Raw genomic sequence first — 16,143 nt, forward strand, 5'->3', positions numbered from 1 at the left:
ATTTTCACATAGCAGCGGTTCTATCTCTTTGTCCTGGGACACGTGTCGCCTTTTCTTGTGGAAGGGAAAAAACAAGAGTAGGTTAAGAAAGTTTTTCCGGGCCTGTTGCGGGTGGAGATTTTCAGGCCACTTCCCGACGGCATAATTTTTTTTGCAGCCGTCCCGCCGGGGCGGCAGGATTTTCAGCTCTTCGCAAACGGAGTGAGCCCCTACGGACAATGGCTGAGATGGAAGATACGAGCGATCTGGTCTTTTCCCTGCGCGGCGTGGGCAAACACCGTCCCGGCCGGGACGGCTTTCATCTGCGCCTCGCGGCCTTTGACGCGCCGCGCGGCCAGTTACTCGCCCTGGCCGGTCCCAGCGGCTGCGGCAAAAGCACGGCCCTGGACCTGCTGGCTTGCGCGCTGAAACCCGACATCCAAACGGCGGACGGACGCGAGTCCGCAGCCTGTTTTCTTTTCGCCCCCACGCCCCAACGGCGCGAGGACGTGCTGGCCGCCTGGCGGCGCGGCGGCACGGACGCCCTGGCGGCCCTGCGCCTGCGGCATCTGGGCTATGTCCTCCAGACCGGCGGGCTGCTGCCCTTTTTATCCGCCGGGGAAAACATTTTGCTGCACTGCCGCAGCCTGGGCATCGCCGAACAGCGCCGGGAAGCCGTGGACGCCCTGGTGGAGCGCCTGGGCATCGGGCATCTGCTCAAACAGTATCCGGCCACGCTTTCCGTGGGCGAACGCCAGCGGGTGGCCATTGCCCGCGCCCTGGCCCACGGCCCCGGCGTGGTGCTGGCCGACGAGCCCACCGCCGCCCTGGACCCCTGGCACGCCCGCAATGTGCTGGGTCTGTTCACGGATCTGGCGCGGGAACTGGGCATTACCATGATCATGGTCACGCACGCCCCGGACATGGCTGCGGACGCCGGTTTCAGCCTGGTCCGCTTTACGGTGGAGTCCGGGCCAGACGGCGTTTTCGCCGACGTGCGCCATGCGGCCGGGGGGGATTGAGCTTATGCGGACCGTGGCGCGCGCCTGCCTGCTGGCGCTCAAGGATTACGCCCACGAGGGCCTGCTCTCGGCCTGCGCCGTGCTGGGCCTGGCCGCCGTGCTCACGCCCCTGCTGGTGCTCTACGGGGTCAAATTCGGCGTGGTCCAGACCCTCACGGACCGCCTGCGCGAAGACCCCCGCAACCTGGAAATCTCGCCCGTGACCAGCGGGCGTTATACAGGCGAATATCTGGCCCGGCTGGCCGCGCACCCGGACGTAAGCTTTGTGCTGCCGCGCACCCGTTCCATTGCCGCCACCATGGACCTCAGCCGGGGCGAAGGAACGGCGCGGAAAACCCTGGTGGCCTCCCTGGAGCCAACGGCTCCGGGCGATCCCCTGCTGGCCCGCTATCACGCGACTGTTCCGGCCATGCCTCCTGCTCCGGATATGGCGGACAAGGCGAACGGGGCTGATGAAAACGGCTCGCCGCCCCTTGCGCCCGTCGGCGTGACCCTTTCCGCCACAGCCGCCGAAAAACTGGGAGCGCGCCGGGGCGACTTGCTGCTGGGGCGTGTGGAGCGCCGTTATCAGGGGCGGGTGCAGAGCGCCCGCGTGAGCCTGCGGGTAGCAGCCGTCCTGCCCCTGCCCGCCCAGCAGAAGGACGTGGCCTATGTGCCCCTGCCCCTGCTGGAAGCCGCCGAGGACTACCGCGACGGACGCGCCGTGCCCGAGATGGACGCGCTGAACGGCCGGTCCGGGGAATGGACCGGAGAACCCCGGCCCGAAGGCCCGCGCGTCTATCCCGGCTTCCGCCTGTATGCCCGTGATCTGGAGGCGGTCGGCACGCTGCGCCAGGGCTTCGCCCGACAGAATCTGGCCGTCTACACCCACGCCGAAGAAATCGAGCAGGTCACCACCCTGTCCCGGGCCCTGAATCTGATCTTCGGTCTGATCTGCGCGGCGGCGGCCGCCGGTTTTCTGGCCTCCACAGCCAGCAGCGCCTTGGCCGGGGTCAAACGCAAGGAGCGCATTCTGGGCCTGTTGCGGCTTACGGGCTTCGCCACAGGCGCGCTGATGCTCTTTCCCCTGGCCCAGACCCTGCTCACCGCCGTGCTGGGCACGGCCGTGGCCGCCGCCGTTTACGCCGTGGCCGCGGCGGTCATCAACAGTCTTTTTTCCACCGGCCTCAACGGCATGGAACAGGTCTGCCGCCTGCCGCCCGAGCATTTTCTGCTGGCTTTCGCCCTGGTGGCCGGGCTTTCCCTGCTGGCCGCCCTGGGGCCCGCCCTGCGCGCCGCGCGCGTGGAACCTTCGGAGGTGATCCGTGATGTCTGAGTTGAAGTCCCGTCTTCGCCTCTTCTGCCTGTGTATCCTGGCGCTGGGCCTGATTTTTTGCGGCGTTCGCCCCGCAGAGGCGGCCCTGGCCCGCAAGGACAGCGTCAATCCGGCCGATGCCTGCAATCCCCAGCCTGCGGACGACGATATCACGCTGCCCATGCCTTGCGGCCTGAGTATGGTTTTCAAGCTGGTGGCCGTACCGGCCAAGGGTTTTCTCTGGGACATGCCCGTGCGCCCCGGCCTGGACGACAGCGCCAACGCCGGGCGGGCGTTCTACGACCGGCGCTATAACGCGGCCCTGTCCGGTCCCTTCGCGCTGGATGACCTGCCCGCCGCCTGGCGCAAGGCGGCTCCGCAGGGGCGGAATTATTACTACCTCATCGCCAAATACGAGGTCAGTAACCTGCAATGGCGGGCCATTATGGACGCATCCTGCCCGGACAGCCGGAATCTTGCGGCCGACGCGGCCCGGCCCGTGACCGACGTGAGCTGGTACGACGCCGTGGACTTCACCCGCCGCTATACGGCCTGGCTGCTGAAAAACGCGCCCGACGCCCTGCCCCGCTTCGCCGGGGACAGCCGCAACGTGGGCTTTGTGCGCCTGCCCACGGAAACCGAATGGGAATATGCCGCGCGCGGCGGCCAGACGGCGGGCAGCCAGCAATTGCTGCAGGAGGATTTCTTCGCCCTGCCGCAAGGAGCAAGCAAAAACGACTACGCCGTGTACCGCCCCGAAGGCGCGGCCCATATCCCGGAAAACGCGGCCCGCATCGGCTCGCGCAAGCCCAATCCCCTGGGCCTCTATGACACGGCCGGCAATGCGGCGGAAATGGTGCTGGACAGCTTTCGCTTTTCCCTGGCCGGACGCCTGCACGGTTCCGCCGGGGGTTTTGTGCGCAAGGGCGGCTCCTTTCTCTCCGGCGACGCGGAAATTCTGCCCGGCCGCCGTGAGGAAACGCCCTTTTTCCTGGCCGACGGCCCGGCCCATGCCCGTGATCTTGGCTTCAGGCCGGTGATCTCCGGCATCAACACGCCCGGCGGCGGCCGCCCCGAGGAGTTGCTGGCGGAATGGAACAAGGCCGGTGAAAGCATGGCCCCAAGCATGCAGGCCGCCCGCAATCCTTTGGAAGAGCTGGACCGTATGCTGGTCATGGCCCGGGATCCGGCGGTAAAAAACAATCTGCAAAAGCTGCGCGACACCATCAAAGACAACAACATCATGCTGGAGCGGCAAAAACAGCTGGAGGCCCAGTCCCTACTGCGCACCGGCGTCTACATGATTGAAACCATCCGCAATTACGCCAGCCGCCGCAACAGCCTGCAAAGCCAATTGCAGAGCATGGAGCGCGACGTCAAAACCGCCAAGGGACAAACCCTTGAAAAACTGCGCCAGATCATGGATACTGCCCGTAGAGGTCTTGCCATGCTGGACACCAGCCTGGACAAGTCCCTGACCTTCTACCGCAGCAAGGTGGACGACGGCACGCAACTGGCGCAGGACGCCCTGGCCGCCGCCGAGGAATCGCTCGGCAAGGATTTCAGCGGCGACGATCCTTTCAACGAGAACATGCGCCGCAACTTGGCCCTGTTCCGCCGTCATGTGGATTTGTTCCGCAAAAACAAGCCGCTGCCGCGCGAGGCCATGCAAAAAGAAATTCTGGAGCGTCGCTTCCAGTAGCAAAGGAGTCTGAAAATGGCGGAAAAACTGCGTATCGGCTGGATCGGCACCGGCGTCATGGGTTCGTCCATGGCCGGGCATTTGCTGGCGGCAGGCTGGCCGCTGACCGTCTACAGCCGCACCAAGGCCAAGGCCGACGCCCTGCTCGCCAAAGGCGCGCAATGGGCCGAAAGCCCGCGTGCCGTAGCCGCCGCCTCTGATATCGTCTTTTCCATAGTGGGCTTTCCCAAGGATGTGGAAGAAGTCATGCTGGGCGAGAACGGTGCGTTGCGCGGTCTGGCCAAGGGCGGCATCGTCTGCGATATGACCACCTCCAGCCCCGCCCTGGCCCGGCGCATCGCCGAGGCCGCGTCCGCCCAAGGCTGCGCCGCGCTGGACGCGCCCGTAACCGGCGGCGACGTGGGCGCGCGGGAAGCCCGTCTTTCCATCTTCGTGGGCGGCGACAAAGCGGCTTTTGAGCGCGCCGAACCCTGCCTCGCCAAGATGGGCCAACGCCTGCTGCACTGCGGCCCGGCCGGTTCCGGCCAGCAGGCCAAGCTGGCCAATCAGGTGGCTGTGGCCGGGGTGATGTTCAGCGTGTGCGAATCCCTGCTTTTCGCGCAGGAAGCGGGCCTGGACGTGGCCCAATGGCTGGAGCTGGTTGTGCCCGGCGCGGCGGGCAGCACGGCCATGGGCACACTGGGCCGCCGCCTGCTCAAGACCGACTACGCGCCCGGTTTCTTTATTGATCATTTCATCAAGGATCTGGGCCTCTGCCTGGAAGAATGCCGCCGCCTGCATCTGGTGCTGCCGGGCGTGACCCTGGCCGAGGAATTCTACCGCATGATGCAGGCCCAGGGCCGCGGCCGCCAGGGCACGCAGGCCCTGATCCAGTGTCTGGCCACGCTTTCCGGCAAGGAATGGCGTAAACACGAGTAACAGTATTCCGCGCCCGGTCGGCGGTGTTCCATTCTGAACCGTCGGCCGGGACGAGCATGCCGCGCCTGAGCCCTGTTGCTGTCGGGCTGTAACAACGCAGACAGACACCTTGTGAGGCCGTCATGCCCTTTTCCCCGCCTCGGAATCCGCTGGAAGATCCGGCCCTGGAGCCCTATCGGGACTTCCTGTTGCGCCGCAGCCGCCGCTTTACGGAAGAAATGCGGCGCATCACCGCACAATACGGCTCGTTGCGCGCCTATGCCAATTTGCATACCAGCCTGGGCCCGCACCGCGTCAGAAACGCCAGGGGCGTGGACTGCTGGCGCTGGCGCGAATACATGCCCCAGGCCGGAGCCGTCTGGCTGACCACGGACAAGCTGAACTTTCAGCGCCATGCCAGCCATCGCTTCCGGCGCAAGGAAGACGGCATCCTTGAGCTGATCCTGCCGCCGGATGCCCTGGCGCACGGCGACTACGTGGAACTGCGCGTTCAGCTCCCCGTGGCCCCGGACGGTTCGGACCCGGACGAATGCCGCCTGGGCGCGCCGCCGTTGCGCCGCGTTCCCGCCTTCGCCCAGTGGGTGGAACAAGACAAGGCCGTGCCCACCCAGTGGTGCGCGCGGCTTTGGGCTCCCGAGCAGCCCTACCGCTTCCGCCACCGCCGCCCCGGCGCGCCGGTCTTCCCGCGCATTTATGAGGCTCACGTGGGCATGGCGCAATCCTCCCTGACCCATCACGGCGAAAGCGTGGGCAGCTATGAGGAATTCAGCCGCTCCATCCTACCCCGGATCAAGGCCGACGGCTACACCGCCGTGCAGCTCATGGGCATTCTGGAGCACCCCCTGTACCGCTCCTTCGGCTATCAGGTCAGCAGCTATTTCGCGCCCAGTTCGCGCTACGGCACGCCGGACCAGTTCAAGGCGCTGGTGGACGAGGCCCACGGCCTGGGCCTGTCCGTGATTCTGGACATCACCCACGGCCACGCCTGCCCCAATACGGAGCAGGGCCTGGCCCGCTACGACGGCAGCCGCTACTTTTTCAGCGAGAAATTCAATCAGTGGGGCACGCCCTCCTTTGACTACAGTCAGGAAATGGCGCGGCGCTTTCTGCTCTCCAACTGCCGCTACTGGCTGGAGGAATTCCGCGTGGACGGCTTCCGCTTTGATGCGGTGGGCAACATGCTCTACCACGATCACGGCGTTGACGATGATTTTTCGCACGTGGGGCGCTGCTTTTACGGCAAGAACGGCGAACCGCGCGCGGATGAGAACGGTGAACTCTACCTCTGCCTGGCGAACGCCCTGACCCACGAGCTGCGGCCCCAGGCCGCGACCATTGCCGAGGAGTTTTCCGGCATGCCCGGCCTGACCTGCCCGCCGCATGAAGGCGGTCTGGGCTTTGATTACCGCTTTGCCATGGGCATTCCCGATTACTGGGAAAAATGCATCGAAGCCCCGCGCGACATGGGCAGCCTGTGGTATGAGATGACCAACCACCGCCCCTATGACCGCACCGTCAGCTATGTGGAGTGCCACGATCAGTGCATCAACGGCGACGACGCCATGATCTGGCGGCTGATGGGCGACGACATGTATCATTATATGGCTGTGGGCAAGGAGAACTGGAATGTTTCGCGCGGCCTGGCATTTTACCGTCTGATGCGGCTGATAACCCTGACCACGGCGGACGCGGGCTATCTCAACTTCATGGGCAATGAATTCGGGCACCCGGAATGGCTGGACGCCGAGGCCCATGCCCACCGCCAGTGGCATCTGGCGGACCGGCCCGACCTCAAGTACGCCGGTCTGGCCGCCTGGGACAAGGCCCAGTTGTGCGGTCTGGTGGCCGCGCATGCGGAGGATTTCCAACAGGCCCCGCTGTTCCGCTTCATCCATGAGGACCAACGCCTGCTGGCCTTTGAGCGGGGACGCCTGCTCTTTGCCTTCAACTTTCATGAACTGGAGGCCAGACAAAACCTGACCTTTACCGTGACGCCTGGCAAGTATGTGGAACTGCTCTCCTCCGATGAAACGCGCTTTGCCGGGCACGGCAACCTGAGCGTTGCGTGCCCGCCGCTGGAGCACTTCACCAGGCCGTTGCCGGACCGCTATGAACAGGACGTGACCCTCTACCTGCCGCCGCTGGTGGCCCTGGTGCTGCGGCGCGAAGATTAAAAAGACGGAAAAATTCTTGACAGAAACGCCTATGCCGCGTAGTTATCTTCTTCGCGTCGGGATGTAGCGCAGTCTGGGAGCGCACTTGAATGGGGTTCAAGGGGTCGAAGGTTCAAATCCTTTCATCCCGACCAGAGATTACAAGGGTTTATGAGAAATTCTCATAAACCCTTTTTCCGTTATGGGGTTCTGGCCCCGTTCACGCCTCACTATCATCGGAAGTATCATTTCTTCGAGCTTCAACGTCTTTTAAAAAAGTATCAACAACAAGCAGCTGTTTACGGGAAAGGCTTTCATGAGGAAAAGATTTCAATTTTTCTTCCAACGCCCCAACGTTAATATATTTCTGAATACTCCTTGAATTTAGATAAGCCTGCGAGCGAGCGAGCGCGTCACCAAAGCTAAAGGTTTGTGAGAAATAAAAATAGGTTGCAAGAAATTTAATGGCGCTGAGTTCATTTTCAAGAATGGGTCGAATTTTGTTGTTGACAGTCTCATTATCGGCCCATTCTCCCCAACAAAATAAGACCATATCAAGATTGGGTAAGGAAAGTAATTCTTCCAAAGTTGAGCTTGCTAGTCGTTCACATAAAGAGTCTTTGGCAATGGCTAAATCTGCATCCGAAATGGCATTGTATGAAGAGTGCCCCCTTTTATCAGGCTCCTCTTTTACTCTTTCTGCGAATCTGATAACTTCGACCAACAGGGTCAATGAACTGCTTGATTTTGTGCAATCAATAAGGAACGCTCCACGCAAGTCTTCTGGTATCTTTTCGAGCAAATCTTCAATGGTATAATCAATATACCAACGAAATGGTAAAGATGATAAAGAAACTCTTGTTTCAGGAACTGTTGTAAGTAGTTTATTGCCGCAGTTAAAAATAGCTTTGATAATATTTGACGCTCTGCCTTCATCAATCTCAGCAGCAATGTCCCTAATTTTTGAAATATACTCCTGAACTTTATTTGTTCCATCAAGTCTGTATATTTCTGTAGAACTTTCTAGAATTCCAATGATAGAGCTTTCTTCATTTGCAGATTCTTTGAAGATTTCAAGCTCTGTTTTGCTAACAAAGTCACTATCAATTGTGAAATTGAAATAAATATCAAAACATTCATCGCTGCATATTCTACGTTCTTTTCGCCATTGTGAAACCCAATTTGATCCATGAATTGTATTGCCAAAAATGTTATTCAATTTCGGGAATAGTATTTGCACTATCGTCTTAATATCATTACGATTAACTTCATCAATATTTTCTAGCCAAGCATTATGAAATTTAATTAATTCTTCTCTATCAGTATGTCTTTCATCATTAGGACCAGCAAAGTATTTCTTGTTACTCTTAATTGTTGTGTATAATTTAGGGCAAAATATTCTTATAAATTCTATCGCAACAAAGTCAGGTGAAAAAATTTCTGACTTTACCGGTGGGTAAGTCACGTTCAAGGCATTAGTTACTCTTATGATATCTCTAGGATTTCTTATTAAAGAATCTAATCCCGAAAAATAAACATTCATGACTTCATGCCAAATATTTTCTTTAAACCCGGACTCTCCTCCAATCACCCATAGTTTTGAAAAAAGGGTTCTTCTAAGGCGGAGCTTATCTATTTTGGGAAGACTAAACGAGGCTTGAATAATCTTCTCAAGGTATGCTTTTCCATCTATTCCATAAGACAAATTAATAGCTTCACATACTATATCCATATCAAATGATAAGATATAAATAACGTTTGGAAAATCAGCCAATACTTTAACTATCTTAAACAATTCTTTTATTTCTTCTGGAGTAAGCCTATCGATATCATCAATGAAGAAAACAAATTTATTACCAGATTTTTTTAAGTCACTGGCTAAGTCGTTTTTTAACCTTTGCACATCTTTTTTAAGTATACTTTTTATGCCTTTCCCAAAAAAATTAGCAATCGGAGTTATAATAGGATAACCAGAACCAATTGCTGCAGCTTGACCTAATACTCCAGCATATTCTCCAATAGCAGAAGTAATTTTTTTAAGTTTTGGATTTCTCTTTATCTGTGCTCCAAATTCTGCAAAAAATTGATTTACTAAATTTTCTCTGCTACTAAACCACCAAGGATTAAAATTTACTATATGTATTTCTGGCGATCGTTCAGAGATATAATAGCTAATAAAGTTCATCAATGATGACTTACCATAGCCCCAAGGGGCATTTATTGAAATCACTATCCCATTAGGATTTTCTGTGCTTATGATTGAATCCGCAATAAATGAAGATAAAGTGGAATATCCGAATTCGTCTTGCTCAGGAGAGCATAATGGTATATCCGGGCTCAATTTCATACAACTTCCCTTACTATAGCTATTGTTTCTTACCCGTATAACCTCATAGCTTTTCCAAGACGAGCCGATGGTGTCTTGACATCTGGGTTAAGCCCGCATAAATTTATTTCACTACTTCCGTTGGCAGCGTCCACACCGCTGGATAACATTTGGATAACATTTGTGTGAACATGCCCGGCACTTTACTGGGTTTCTTTTTTTGGCATTTGCCAGCCAGCATGTAATTGCCGGGATGATAGCTCCGAATAAAACAACTTTGGGGGGAATAAGAGCAGCGTTCTAACGGACGTAGTTGAGTCCCTGCATTTTTCGTTTTTCAAGTGCTGCAAGGAAGCGTGCTCTTAAAATGTTACTCACCTATCAATTGAGTTAAAGCAGACCACACTCTTTCAGCAACTGGACAGGATCTTTTTCCAGCGCCTTGGCAATCGCAAAAAATTCTATAACATCCAGCCGCCGCTCGCCGTTTTCATATTTTGATATAAAAGACTGCGGCTTACCTAAACGGGTTGCGATAACCTGTTGACTGAGGCATTGGCTTTTTCGCGCTTGGATCAGCACATCTAAAAATACAGTATATTTCTTGCTAAAAATAGACTTCACGATCATCCCTTTTTAGGATGACGCTATGGCATGTTGAAAAATATCCCAAAAAAGGATAAATGCATTTATATAAATTTGCTCCCTCTTTTTGATTTTGCCAGTTCATGAACATTATCCGGTAGTAGCACCATGAAATTCATAGAAAGCGCATCTCCATTCACCGAACAGCTTGAGCGCATCCAGCAGATCACAGGCACGCACAGCCAGATGGAGCTTGCCGCGTATCTGGGCATCCGACGCTCTACCGTGACCAACGCCAAGCGTTTAGGCACGATCCCGGCGGAATGGCTGCTCACTCTGCTGCGCGTGGCTAACGTCAACCCGGAATGGATTTTGACCGGCGTCGGTCCGTGCCGCATCCGTAGGCATGCGCCCGACGTCTACGAGGATGAAGACATCACACGGGAACGCCAAAAAGACCGGGAGGCCCTGCAACGCCTGTCCTCCCGCGCGCTGGCGGATGAACTGGTCCGGCGCATCGCGGTTGCGGAAGGCGAACGCTTCCTGTCCCCGTCCACGCAGGCGTGATCCTCAACCTGATCCGGATACCCCCGCCGCGCGGTCCCATCTTGCCCAAATACCTGCCCCGCCGGATGCGAACAGCCCGGAAAACCGCGGCATGTGCGCGTCTTCCGGGCTGTTTTATAGTGTTGTGATCAACCGGTTATTTCAGTCCGTTCAGGTAAACGGCGATATCCTTCATGTCCTGGCCGGAAAGCGGCTTCAGCGCCTCCTGCATTTCCGCCACCTTGTCATTGGGCGGCGGGGTCAGGCCTTTCACTTTTTCCATCTTGGCCACCAGGCCGTCCACAGGCTGCCCCATCATCTTGGCGGGTTTTTCCGTATGGCAGATGGCGCAGAGATCGTCGTACAGTTTCTGCCCCTGTGCCGCCCTGTCTTCCTGGGCGGCCTGGGACTGCACGGCCACGAACAAAAAGGCCGCCATGGCGAATCCGCCGATCTGTTTCCATTTTTTCAACATATATATGCACTCCTTGTGGGAACGTCTCTGTTTCCGAAAGAGGTTACAGCGTGATAATGCCGCGCGCGAACAGGTAGATCGCGGCCAGAGCCGCCAGCACCAGCAGTACCAGAATGACCTTCTCATAGGTCTTGAACAGCGGCGCCTGGTCGGGATGCTGCTTGCGGCTCCAGATGTACACGGGAACGCCCAGTGCGATCAGCACCATGGACATCAGCAGATAATGCAGCCCGGCGGCGTAGATCAGCCAGAAACCGTACAGCGTGCCCAGAGCCGCGCAGGCCAGGGCGGCCGCCCGCCCCACCGGGGCCTTCTGGGGATATTGCCCGTCCTCGCAGGTCTTCCAGAGAAAGAGCGTGGAAATCAGATAGGCGGGCAGCACCATGACGCCGGTGATGCTCAGCATCATGCTCCAGGCGTTGTTGGAAAAGTACACCATAAAGAGCGCCAGCTGCATCAGCAGGCTGGTGACCCACAGGGACACGGACGGCGCTCCGGCGGCGTTCTCCCTGCTGAACTGGCGGGGAAAGGTGCCGTTCTTGGCCGCCGCCAAAGGCATTTCAGCGGTGATCAGGGTCCAGGCCAGCCAACTGGCCAGCACGGCGATAATCAGGCCCACGTTCATGAGCCAGCTGCCCCACGGGCCCACCACGCGTTCCAGCACGCCGGCTGTGGACGGCGTGGGCACGGCGGAAAGCTCCGCCTGGGTCATGAAGCCGTACGGCAGCACGGAAAGCAGAATATAGACCACCAGGCAGCCCAAAAAGCCCATGACCGTGGCCTTGCCCACATCGCTCGGCGTTTTGGCCTTGTCGGACAGCACCACCGCGCCCTCAATGCCGATAAAGGCCCAGAGCGTCACCAGCATGGTGCTCTTGACCTGCGCGCCCAGACCGCCGAGGTGGTGACCGTTGTCCACGGCCAGCTTGCCGAAGAAGTCAAAGTCAAATTTGTCGATATTGAACACAAAGGCCAGCACAATGACGAAGATGAACAGCGGGATCAGCTTGCCGATGGTGCCGATGGTATTGATGATGGCGGCCTGCTGCGTGCCGCGCAGCACGACGAAGTTGAACATCCAGATCAGGATGGAACCACCGATGATGGACTGGATGGTGTTGCCGCCCTGGAAATACGGCGGGAAAAAGTAGTTCAGGGCGTCCATGGTGATGACGGCGTAGCCCACATTGCCGAATATCTGGCAGAGCCAGTAGCCCCAGGCGATGAGAAAGCCCACAAAGGGGCCGAAGCCCTCCCGCCCGTACATATAGATGCCCGCCTTGAGATCCGGGCGGATGTCCGAAAGAATGCGGAAAGAATTGGCCAGAAAATACATGCCCAAGCCCGTAATCACCCAGGCGATGAGTACCGCGCCCACGGAAGCCGAGGCGGCCATGTTCTGCGGCAGGCTGTAAATGCCGCCGCCGACCATGGAGCTGACCACCACGCTGGCCAGCGCCACGACCCCGAGTTTTTTGGTTGTGCTTTGCGCCATTGCTCTATCCTTTATATTTTAAACCTCGCCGCCACATGACGGCGCGGCTTCACAGAAACGATTCATTGCGGAGATCCGCGAAATTTCAAACCGGGGCCGCGCCTCCGGGCGGCGCAGGCCCGTAAAAAACAGACGCCCGGCCCACGCAGACAGGTTCCGTCGCGGGCCGGGCGCGCAATGGCTCACGGACAGGCCGGAGCGGTTTGACTAGTTTTTCACCACAACGGGATCGGCAAATTCAAAATTGAGGAAGCCCATGACCGTCAGGCAGTAGCCGTAGGGCTTGGTAAGATTCAGATGATTGTGCCAGAACTGGAATTCGCTGTGCTTTTCAACGCCGCGCAGCGACAGTTCATGGTTGAGGGATTTATTCAGCCACATTTCGGCATGGGCTTTGGCGATGTCGTCGTCAATCCAGGTGGGGAAGTACTCCACGTATTCAGCCGCCCAGCCGCCGATGAGCTTGCCGTCCCTTTTGCCCCAGCAGATGCCGAGGCCCGTGGCGATGGCGCGATGCTCCTCGATACGGGCGCCGTTGGCGGCCATGATCACTTCCAGCACGGCGCCGTGCTTGAAGTCCTTTTCCACTTTCTCCACGGGCAGGATGTTGCCGTAAAGTTCCTTGGGAAGCACGGAGGTATAGGGGATGACGTTGAAGTTTTCAATTTTTGCCTGCAATAATGCGGAATCATAGCAGAAAGTTTCAAAGGGCTGCGGCGGGATACCATCTTCCGCTTCGCCAACGCCGCCAGAAATGAAAGCCAGAGTGGGGTATCTCGTGCCAAGAGTAGTCATGATTGAATCCTTCTTGTTTGGTCTAGGCAGGCGACTGTAAAAATAATTGCCACCTGTAAAACAATTAAACAGAACAACAGGTTGCGTAAAACGGTCTCTCTGATCGGCGTAAAGCGGTTCGCGGCGGCTCACAGCGCTATTTTGCGGGAATGTGAGCGCGAATCCGCCTTTTTCAACCTGTTCAACATAAGCCCTTTGCCCGGCTCAGCCGGTCAAACGCTAAGAGGTTATGCAATGAACGGGCCAGAAAAACGATTTTCACCATTTGGCACACGATATCGCGCCCGCGGCGGGGCACGGACCGTACGGTGAAAAACGGCAGAGGAGAAGGACGGAACGGGAGGATGAGAAGAATGGGGGCGGGATCGCGGGGTGACAGGTTGCGGCGTGAATTTTACAGAAAATCCGGGCAGCGCGCCCCGTCGCTTTCAATGGCAGAAAGCCCTATTGCCCCTGGCCCCAGGCGGGAAGGGACGGCGGGCTGTAATTTTCCAGGGCTTTGAGGTCGCCCATGCGCGCGGGCCGTCCGTTGCGGCCCCGGATGACCGGGCCGCCTTCAAAAGCCACCACCGGCCAGCCCAGCCTGGCGCGAATATCCAGGCCGGAATGCTCGCGCATCACCATGCCGCGCCGACTCAGCCAGCCGGGCATGCGCCGCAGGCCGAAGGGCGAGGTGATCATTGCCGCCAGGGGCGGCAGCTTGCCTGTTTCCGCCACAGGAGACGTGCCCGGCGTCGTGTCTTCCTTATTCTCGCTTGCCTGGCCCTGCGGCGTCACGCTCTCCTCCGCCGCGCGGCAGACGCCCGCCATAAGCGGCATGCATAACAGAGCCGCGCCGAGAACCTTGAGGATCATATTTTCCACATTCAACCTCTCTGACAGATCAACAGCACTTTTTTGTCTGTCCGGGCCTTGCGCGTCAAGCCCTTTAGTGGCAGGACACGGGCAATCCGCCTGACGCTTCCGAAAATTCGTAAAAATAATTTCTAGTAAGGGATGTTTTACTCTAACACTTTTGAACTTTCTGGCGATCAAGCTGGCATGTGGACTGCTTTTCCGAAAAATTCATTCGCATCTCAGGAGCAATGAACATGAGCATCAGCAAGGCTTCATCCGCAATCAACGCAGCGATCATTGTCCTGACATGTGTTGTGGGCTATTTTGTCTATGAGCTTTACCAAGCCATTCAAAATAATCTGGAACTCGCGCGCAACAAGGAAGTGGCCGTGCAGCTTGCCGGCGAGCTGATGGAGTCTTCCAAACAGCTCACCAGTAATGTCCGACAATACGCCGCCACCGGCGACAGCCGCTATGAAACGGTCTATTTCGGCATTGTGGACGAGCGCGCCGGCAAAACGCCCCGCGCGGCCGACCGCAGAGTGGCTCCGGGCCTGACTCTGCTGTTCAGCCTTGCTTCCGCCATATATGCCCGCAGGGGCATCTGCCGTCCGCTGGGGCAGCTTTCCCACTTTGCCCAAAAAGTCATGTCCGGCGACTACAGCTCACGTATCGAAACGCATTCACAAAATGAAATCGGCACCCTGGCCACGGCCCTCGACGCCATGCTGGACAAGCTGGAAAGCCAGCTCGCCTTCTCGCGCGGGGTGCTGACCGCCCTGCCCGTGCCCTGCGCCGTGTTCGACATGGAGAATAAACTGGTCTTCGCCAATGCTCCCATGCTGGAGACCTTTGATCATGCGGACGACATGGAAAACAGCGTGGGCATGGCCTCCGGCGCCTTTTTCTACAATGACGGCACGCGCGCCACCTCCGTCACCCGCTGCCTGGAAAGCGGGGAAGGCGGCTCTTCCTCCGTCGTCATTGACAGAAAAACGGGCAAGGCCATGCACGCTGAAATCTTCACCAAACCCATGCCGGACAACAGGGGGGAACTGTCCAATGTCGTGCTGATCCTGCTGGACAACACCACAACATTTGAGCAGCAGGAGGCCATCAAACGCAACAGCGAAATCATGCGGAGCGTGGCCGTATCTGTTCTGGACCTGCTGGAAGCGGCCAATGCGGCCTGTGAGCAGCTGGTCAGCGTACTGGTGAAAACCGACACGGCCACGGCGGAAACAGCCGGACGCATGCATGACACGCTCACGGCCATGGAGCAGATGAACATGGCCGTGCTGGATATTTCCAAAAATGCGGGCGACGCCGCCGCCAATTCCGACAATATGCGCAATACGGCCACGGACGGTCAGAATATCGTGGAACAGGTGGTTTCCTCCATCAGCCAGGTGCAGAAAAATTCCATGGATCTGCGCGCGGACATGGAAAAGCTGAGCGATGAGGCCCAGAGCATCAACCGGATCATGACCGTGATTTCCGATATCGCCGACCAGACCAATCTGCTGGCGCTCAACGCGGCCATTGAAGCGGCCCGCGCGGGCGACGCCGGACGCGGTTTCGCGGTTGTGGCCGACGAGGTGCGCAAACTGGCTGAAAAAACCATGAGCGCCACCACGGAAGTGGGCGCCGCCATTGAAAACATCCAGCAGAGCACCCGCCGCAACATGGAACATGTGGACCGCGCCGTGACCAGCATTGAGGAAGTGACCGGCCTGGCCCACACCTCGGGCGACCGGCTCAGGGATATCGTGGAAATCACGACCCTTTCCACCGACATGGTGCGGGCCATCGCCACTGCCTCCGAACAGCAGTCCGCCTCCACGGCGCAGATCAACGAAACCGTGGAAGCGGTGGACAACACCCTTAAGGATGTGGCCATGACCATTGCCGACGCCAACAACGCCGCCAAACAGCTCAACGGCCAGATGAGCGAAATCCGCCAATTGATGGACAGACTCAAGAGCTGATCTCTGCCGTCCCGGACAGTTTTGCAAC

At 57.7% G+C, this 16,143-nt stretch carries 13 protein-coding genes and 1 tRNA gene; 8 read left to right on the forward strand and 6 right to left on the reverse strand.

The window, feature by feature from the left end:
• The first annotated feature begins 218 nt into the window (after window positions 1-218).
• From FYJ44_RS06825 to FYJ44_RS06850, 6 genes are all read left to right on the forward strand, one after another.
• On the forward strand, window positions 219-1,001 hold the full coding sequence (locus FYJ44_RS06825) for an ABC transporter ATP-binding protein (RefSeq protein ID WP_229772570.1): 783 nt from the start codon (window positions 219-221) through the stop codon (window positions 999-1,001).
• Between the two features lie 4 nt (window positions 1,002-1,005).
• Complete coding sequence (locus FYJ44_RS06830) at window positions 1,006-2,316, forward strand: ABC transporter permease (protein WP_154510537.1); 1,311 nt, start codon at window positions 1,006-1,008, stop codon at window positions 2,314-2,316.
• Window positions 2,309-3,997: a formylglycine-generating enzyme family protein gene (locus FYJ44_RS06835; RefSeq protein WP_154510539.1), complete on the forward strand. Its 1,689-nt coding sequence runs from the start codon at window positions 2,309-2,311 to the stop codon at window positions 3,995-3,997. Before FYJ44_RS06830 ends, FYJ44_RS06835 begins: the two co-directional genes overlap by 8 nt.
• A 15-nt stretch (window positions 3,998-4,012) precedes the next feature.
• Window positions 4,013-4,915 (forward strand): NAD(P)-dependent oxidoreductase, encoded by a 903-nt coding sequence (locus FYJ44_RS06840; protein WP_154510541.1) that lies wholly within the window; start codon window positions 4,013-4,015, stop codon window positions 4,913-4,915.
• 122 nt (window positions 4,916-5,037) lie between these two features.
• The gene (locus tag FYJ44_RS06845; protein WP_154510543.1) at window positions 5,038-7,089 is read left to right on the forward strand and encodes an alpha amylase C-terminal domain-containing protein; all 2,052 of its coding nucleotides are present in this window, start codon (window positions 5,038-5,040) and stop codon (window positions 7,087-7,089) included.
• A 57-nt stretch (window positions 7,090-7,146) separates the two neighbouring features.
• Window positions 7,147-7,223: transfer RNA gene (locus FYJ44_RS06850), tRNA-Pro, on the forward strand.
• A gap of 65 nt (window positions 7,224-7,288) precedes the next feature.
• Here the strand turns inward: FYJ44_RS06850 and FYJ44_RS06855 are convergent.
• Window positions 7,289-9,415: a KAP family P-loop NTPase fold protein gene (locus FYJ44_RS06855; RefSeq protein ID WP_154510545.1), complete on the reverse strand. Its 2,127-nt coding sequence runs from the start codon at window positions 9,413-9,415 to the stop codon at window positions 7,289-7,291.
• 369 nt (window positions 9,416-9,784) lie between these two features.
• Window positions 9,785-10,024, reverse strand: a complete 240-nt coding sequence (locus FYJ44_RS06860; protein ID WP_154510547.1) for a helix-turn-helix domain-containing protein — start codon at window positions 10,022-10,024, stop codon at window positions 9,785-9,787.
• Between the two features lie 123 nt (window positions 10,025-10,147).
• On the opposite strand from FYJ44_RS06860, the gene FYJ44_RS06865 reads away from it, so the two are divergent.
• On the forward strand, window positions 10,148-10,546 hold the full coding sequence (locus FYJ44_RS06865; protein ID WP_154510549.1) for a helix-turn-helix domain-containing protein: 399 nt from the start codon (window positions 10,148-10,150) through the stop codon (window positions 10,544-10,546).
• A gap of 136 nt (window positions 10,547-10,682) precedes the next feature.
• On the opposite strand, the gene FYJ44_RS06870 is transcribed toward FYJ44_RS06865, so the two are convergent.
• The 4 genes from FYJ44_RS06870 to FYJ44_RS06885 all read right to left on the reverse strand — a co-directional run bounded on the left by FYJ44_RS06870 (window position 10,683) and on the right by FYJ44_RS06885 (window position 14,145).
• Window positions 10,683-11,000, reverse strand: a complete 318-nt coding sequence (locus FYJ44_RS06870; RefSeq protein WP_154510551.1) for a c-type cytochrome — start codon at window positions 10,998-11,000, stop codon at window positions 10,683-10,685.
• A gap of 43 nt (window positions 11,001-11,043) precedes the next feature.
• Window positions 11,044-12,495 carry an amino acid permease gene (locus tag FYJ44_RS06875; protein WP_154510553.1) on the reverse strand — a complete coding sequence of 484 codons (1,452 nt, stop codon included), beginning with the start codon at window positions 12,493-12,495 and terminating at the stop codon, window positions 11,044-11,046.
• A gap of 207 nt (window positions 12,496-12,702) precedes the next feature.
• Window positions 12,703-13,290, reverse strand: coding sequence for a pyruvoyl-dependent arginine decarboxylase (locus tag FYJ44_RS06880; RefSeq protein WP_154510555.1), 588 nt, complete (start codon window positions 13,288-13,290; stop codon window positions 12,703-12,705).
• A gap of 444 nt (window positions 13,291-13,734) precedes the next feature.
• Window positions 13,735-14,145, reverse strand: coding sequence for a M23 family metallopeptidase (locus tag FYJ44_RS06885; RefSeq protein WP_154510665.1), 411 nt, complete (start codon window positions 14,143-14,145; stop codon window positions 13,735-13,737).
• Between the two features lie 236 nt (window positions 14,146-14,381).
• On the opposite strand from FYJ44_RS06885, the gene FYJ44_RS06890 reads away from it, so the two are divergent.
• Entirely contained in the window at window positions 14,382-16,115 is a 1,734-nt protein-coding gene (locus FYJ44_RS06890; RefSeq protein WP_154510557.1) for a methyl-accepting chemotaxis protein, read from the forward strand.
• Window positions 16,116-16,143 lie beyond the last annotated feature (28 nt).

Source organism: Desulfovibrio porci (genome assembly GCF_009696265.1).
In the GTDB taxonomy this organism is placed as follows: Bacteria; Desulfobacterota; Desulfovibrionia; order Desulfovibrionales; family Desulfovibrionaceae; genus Desulfovibrio; species Desulfovibrio porci.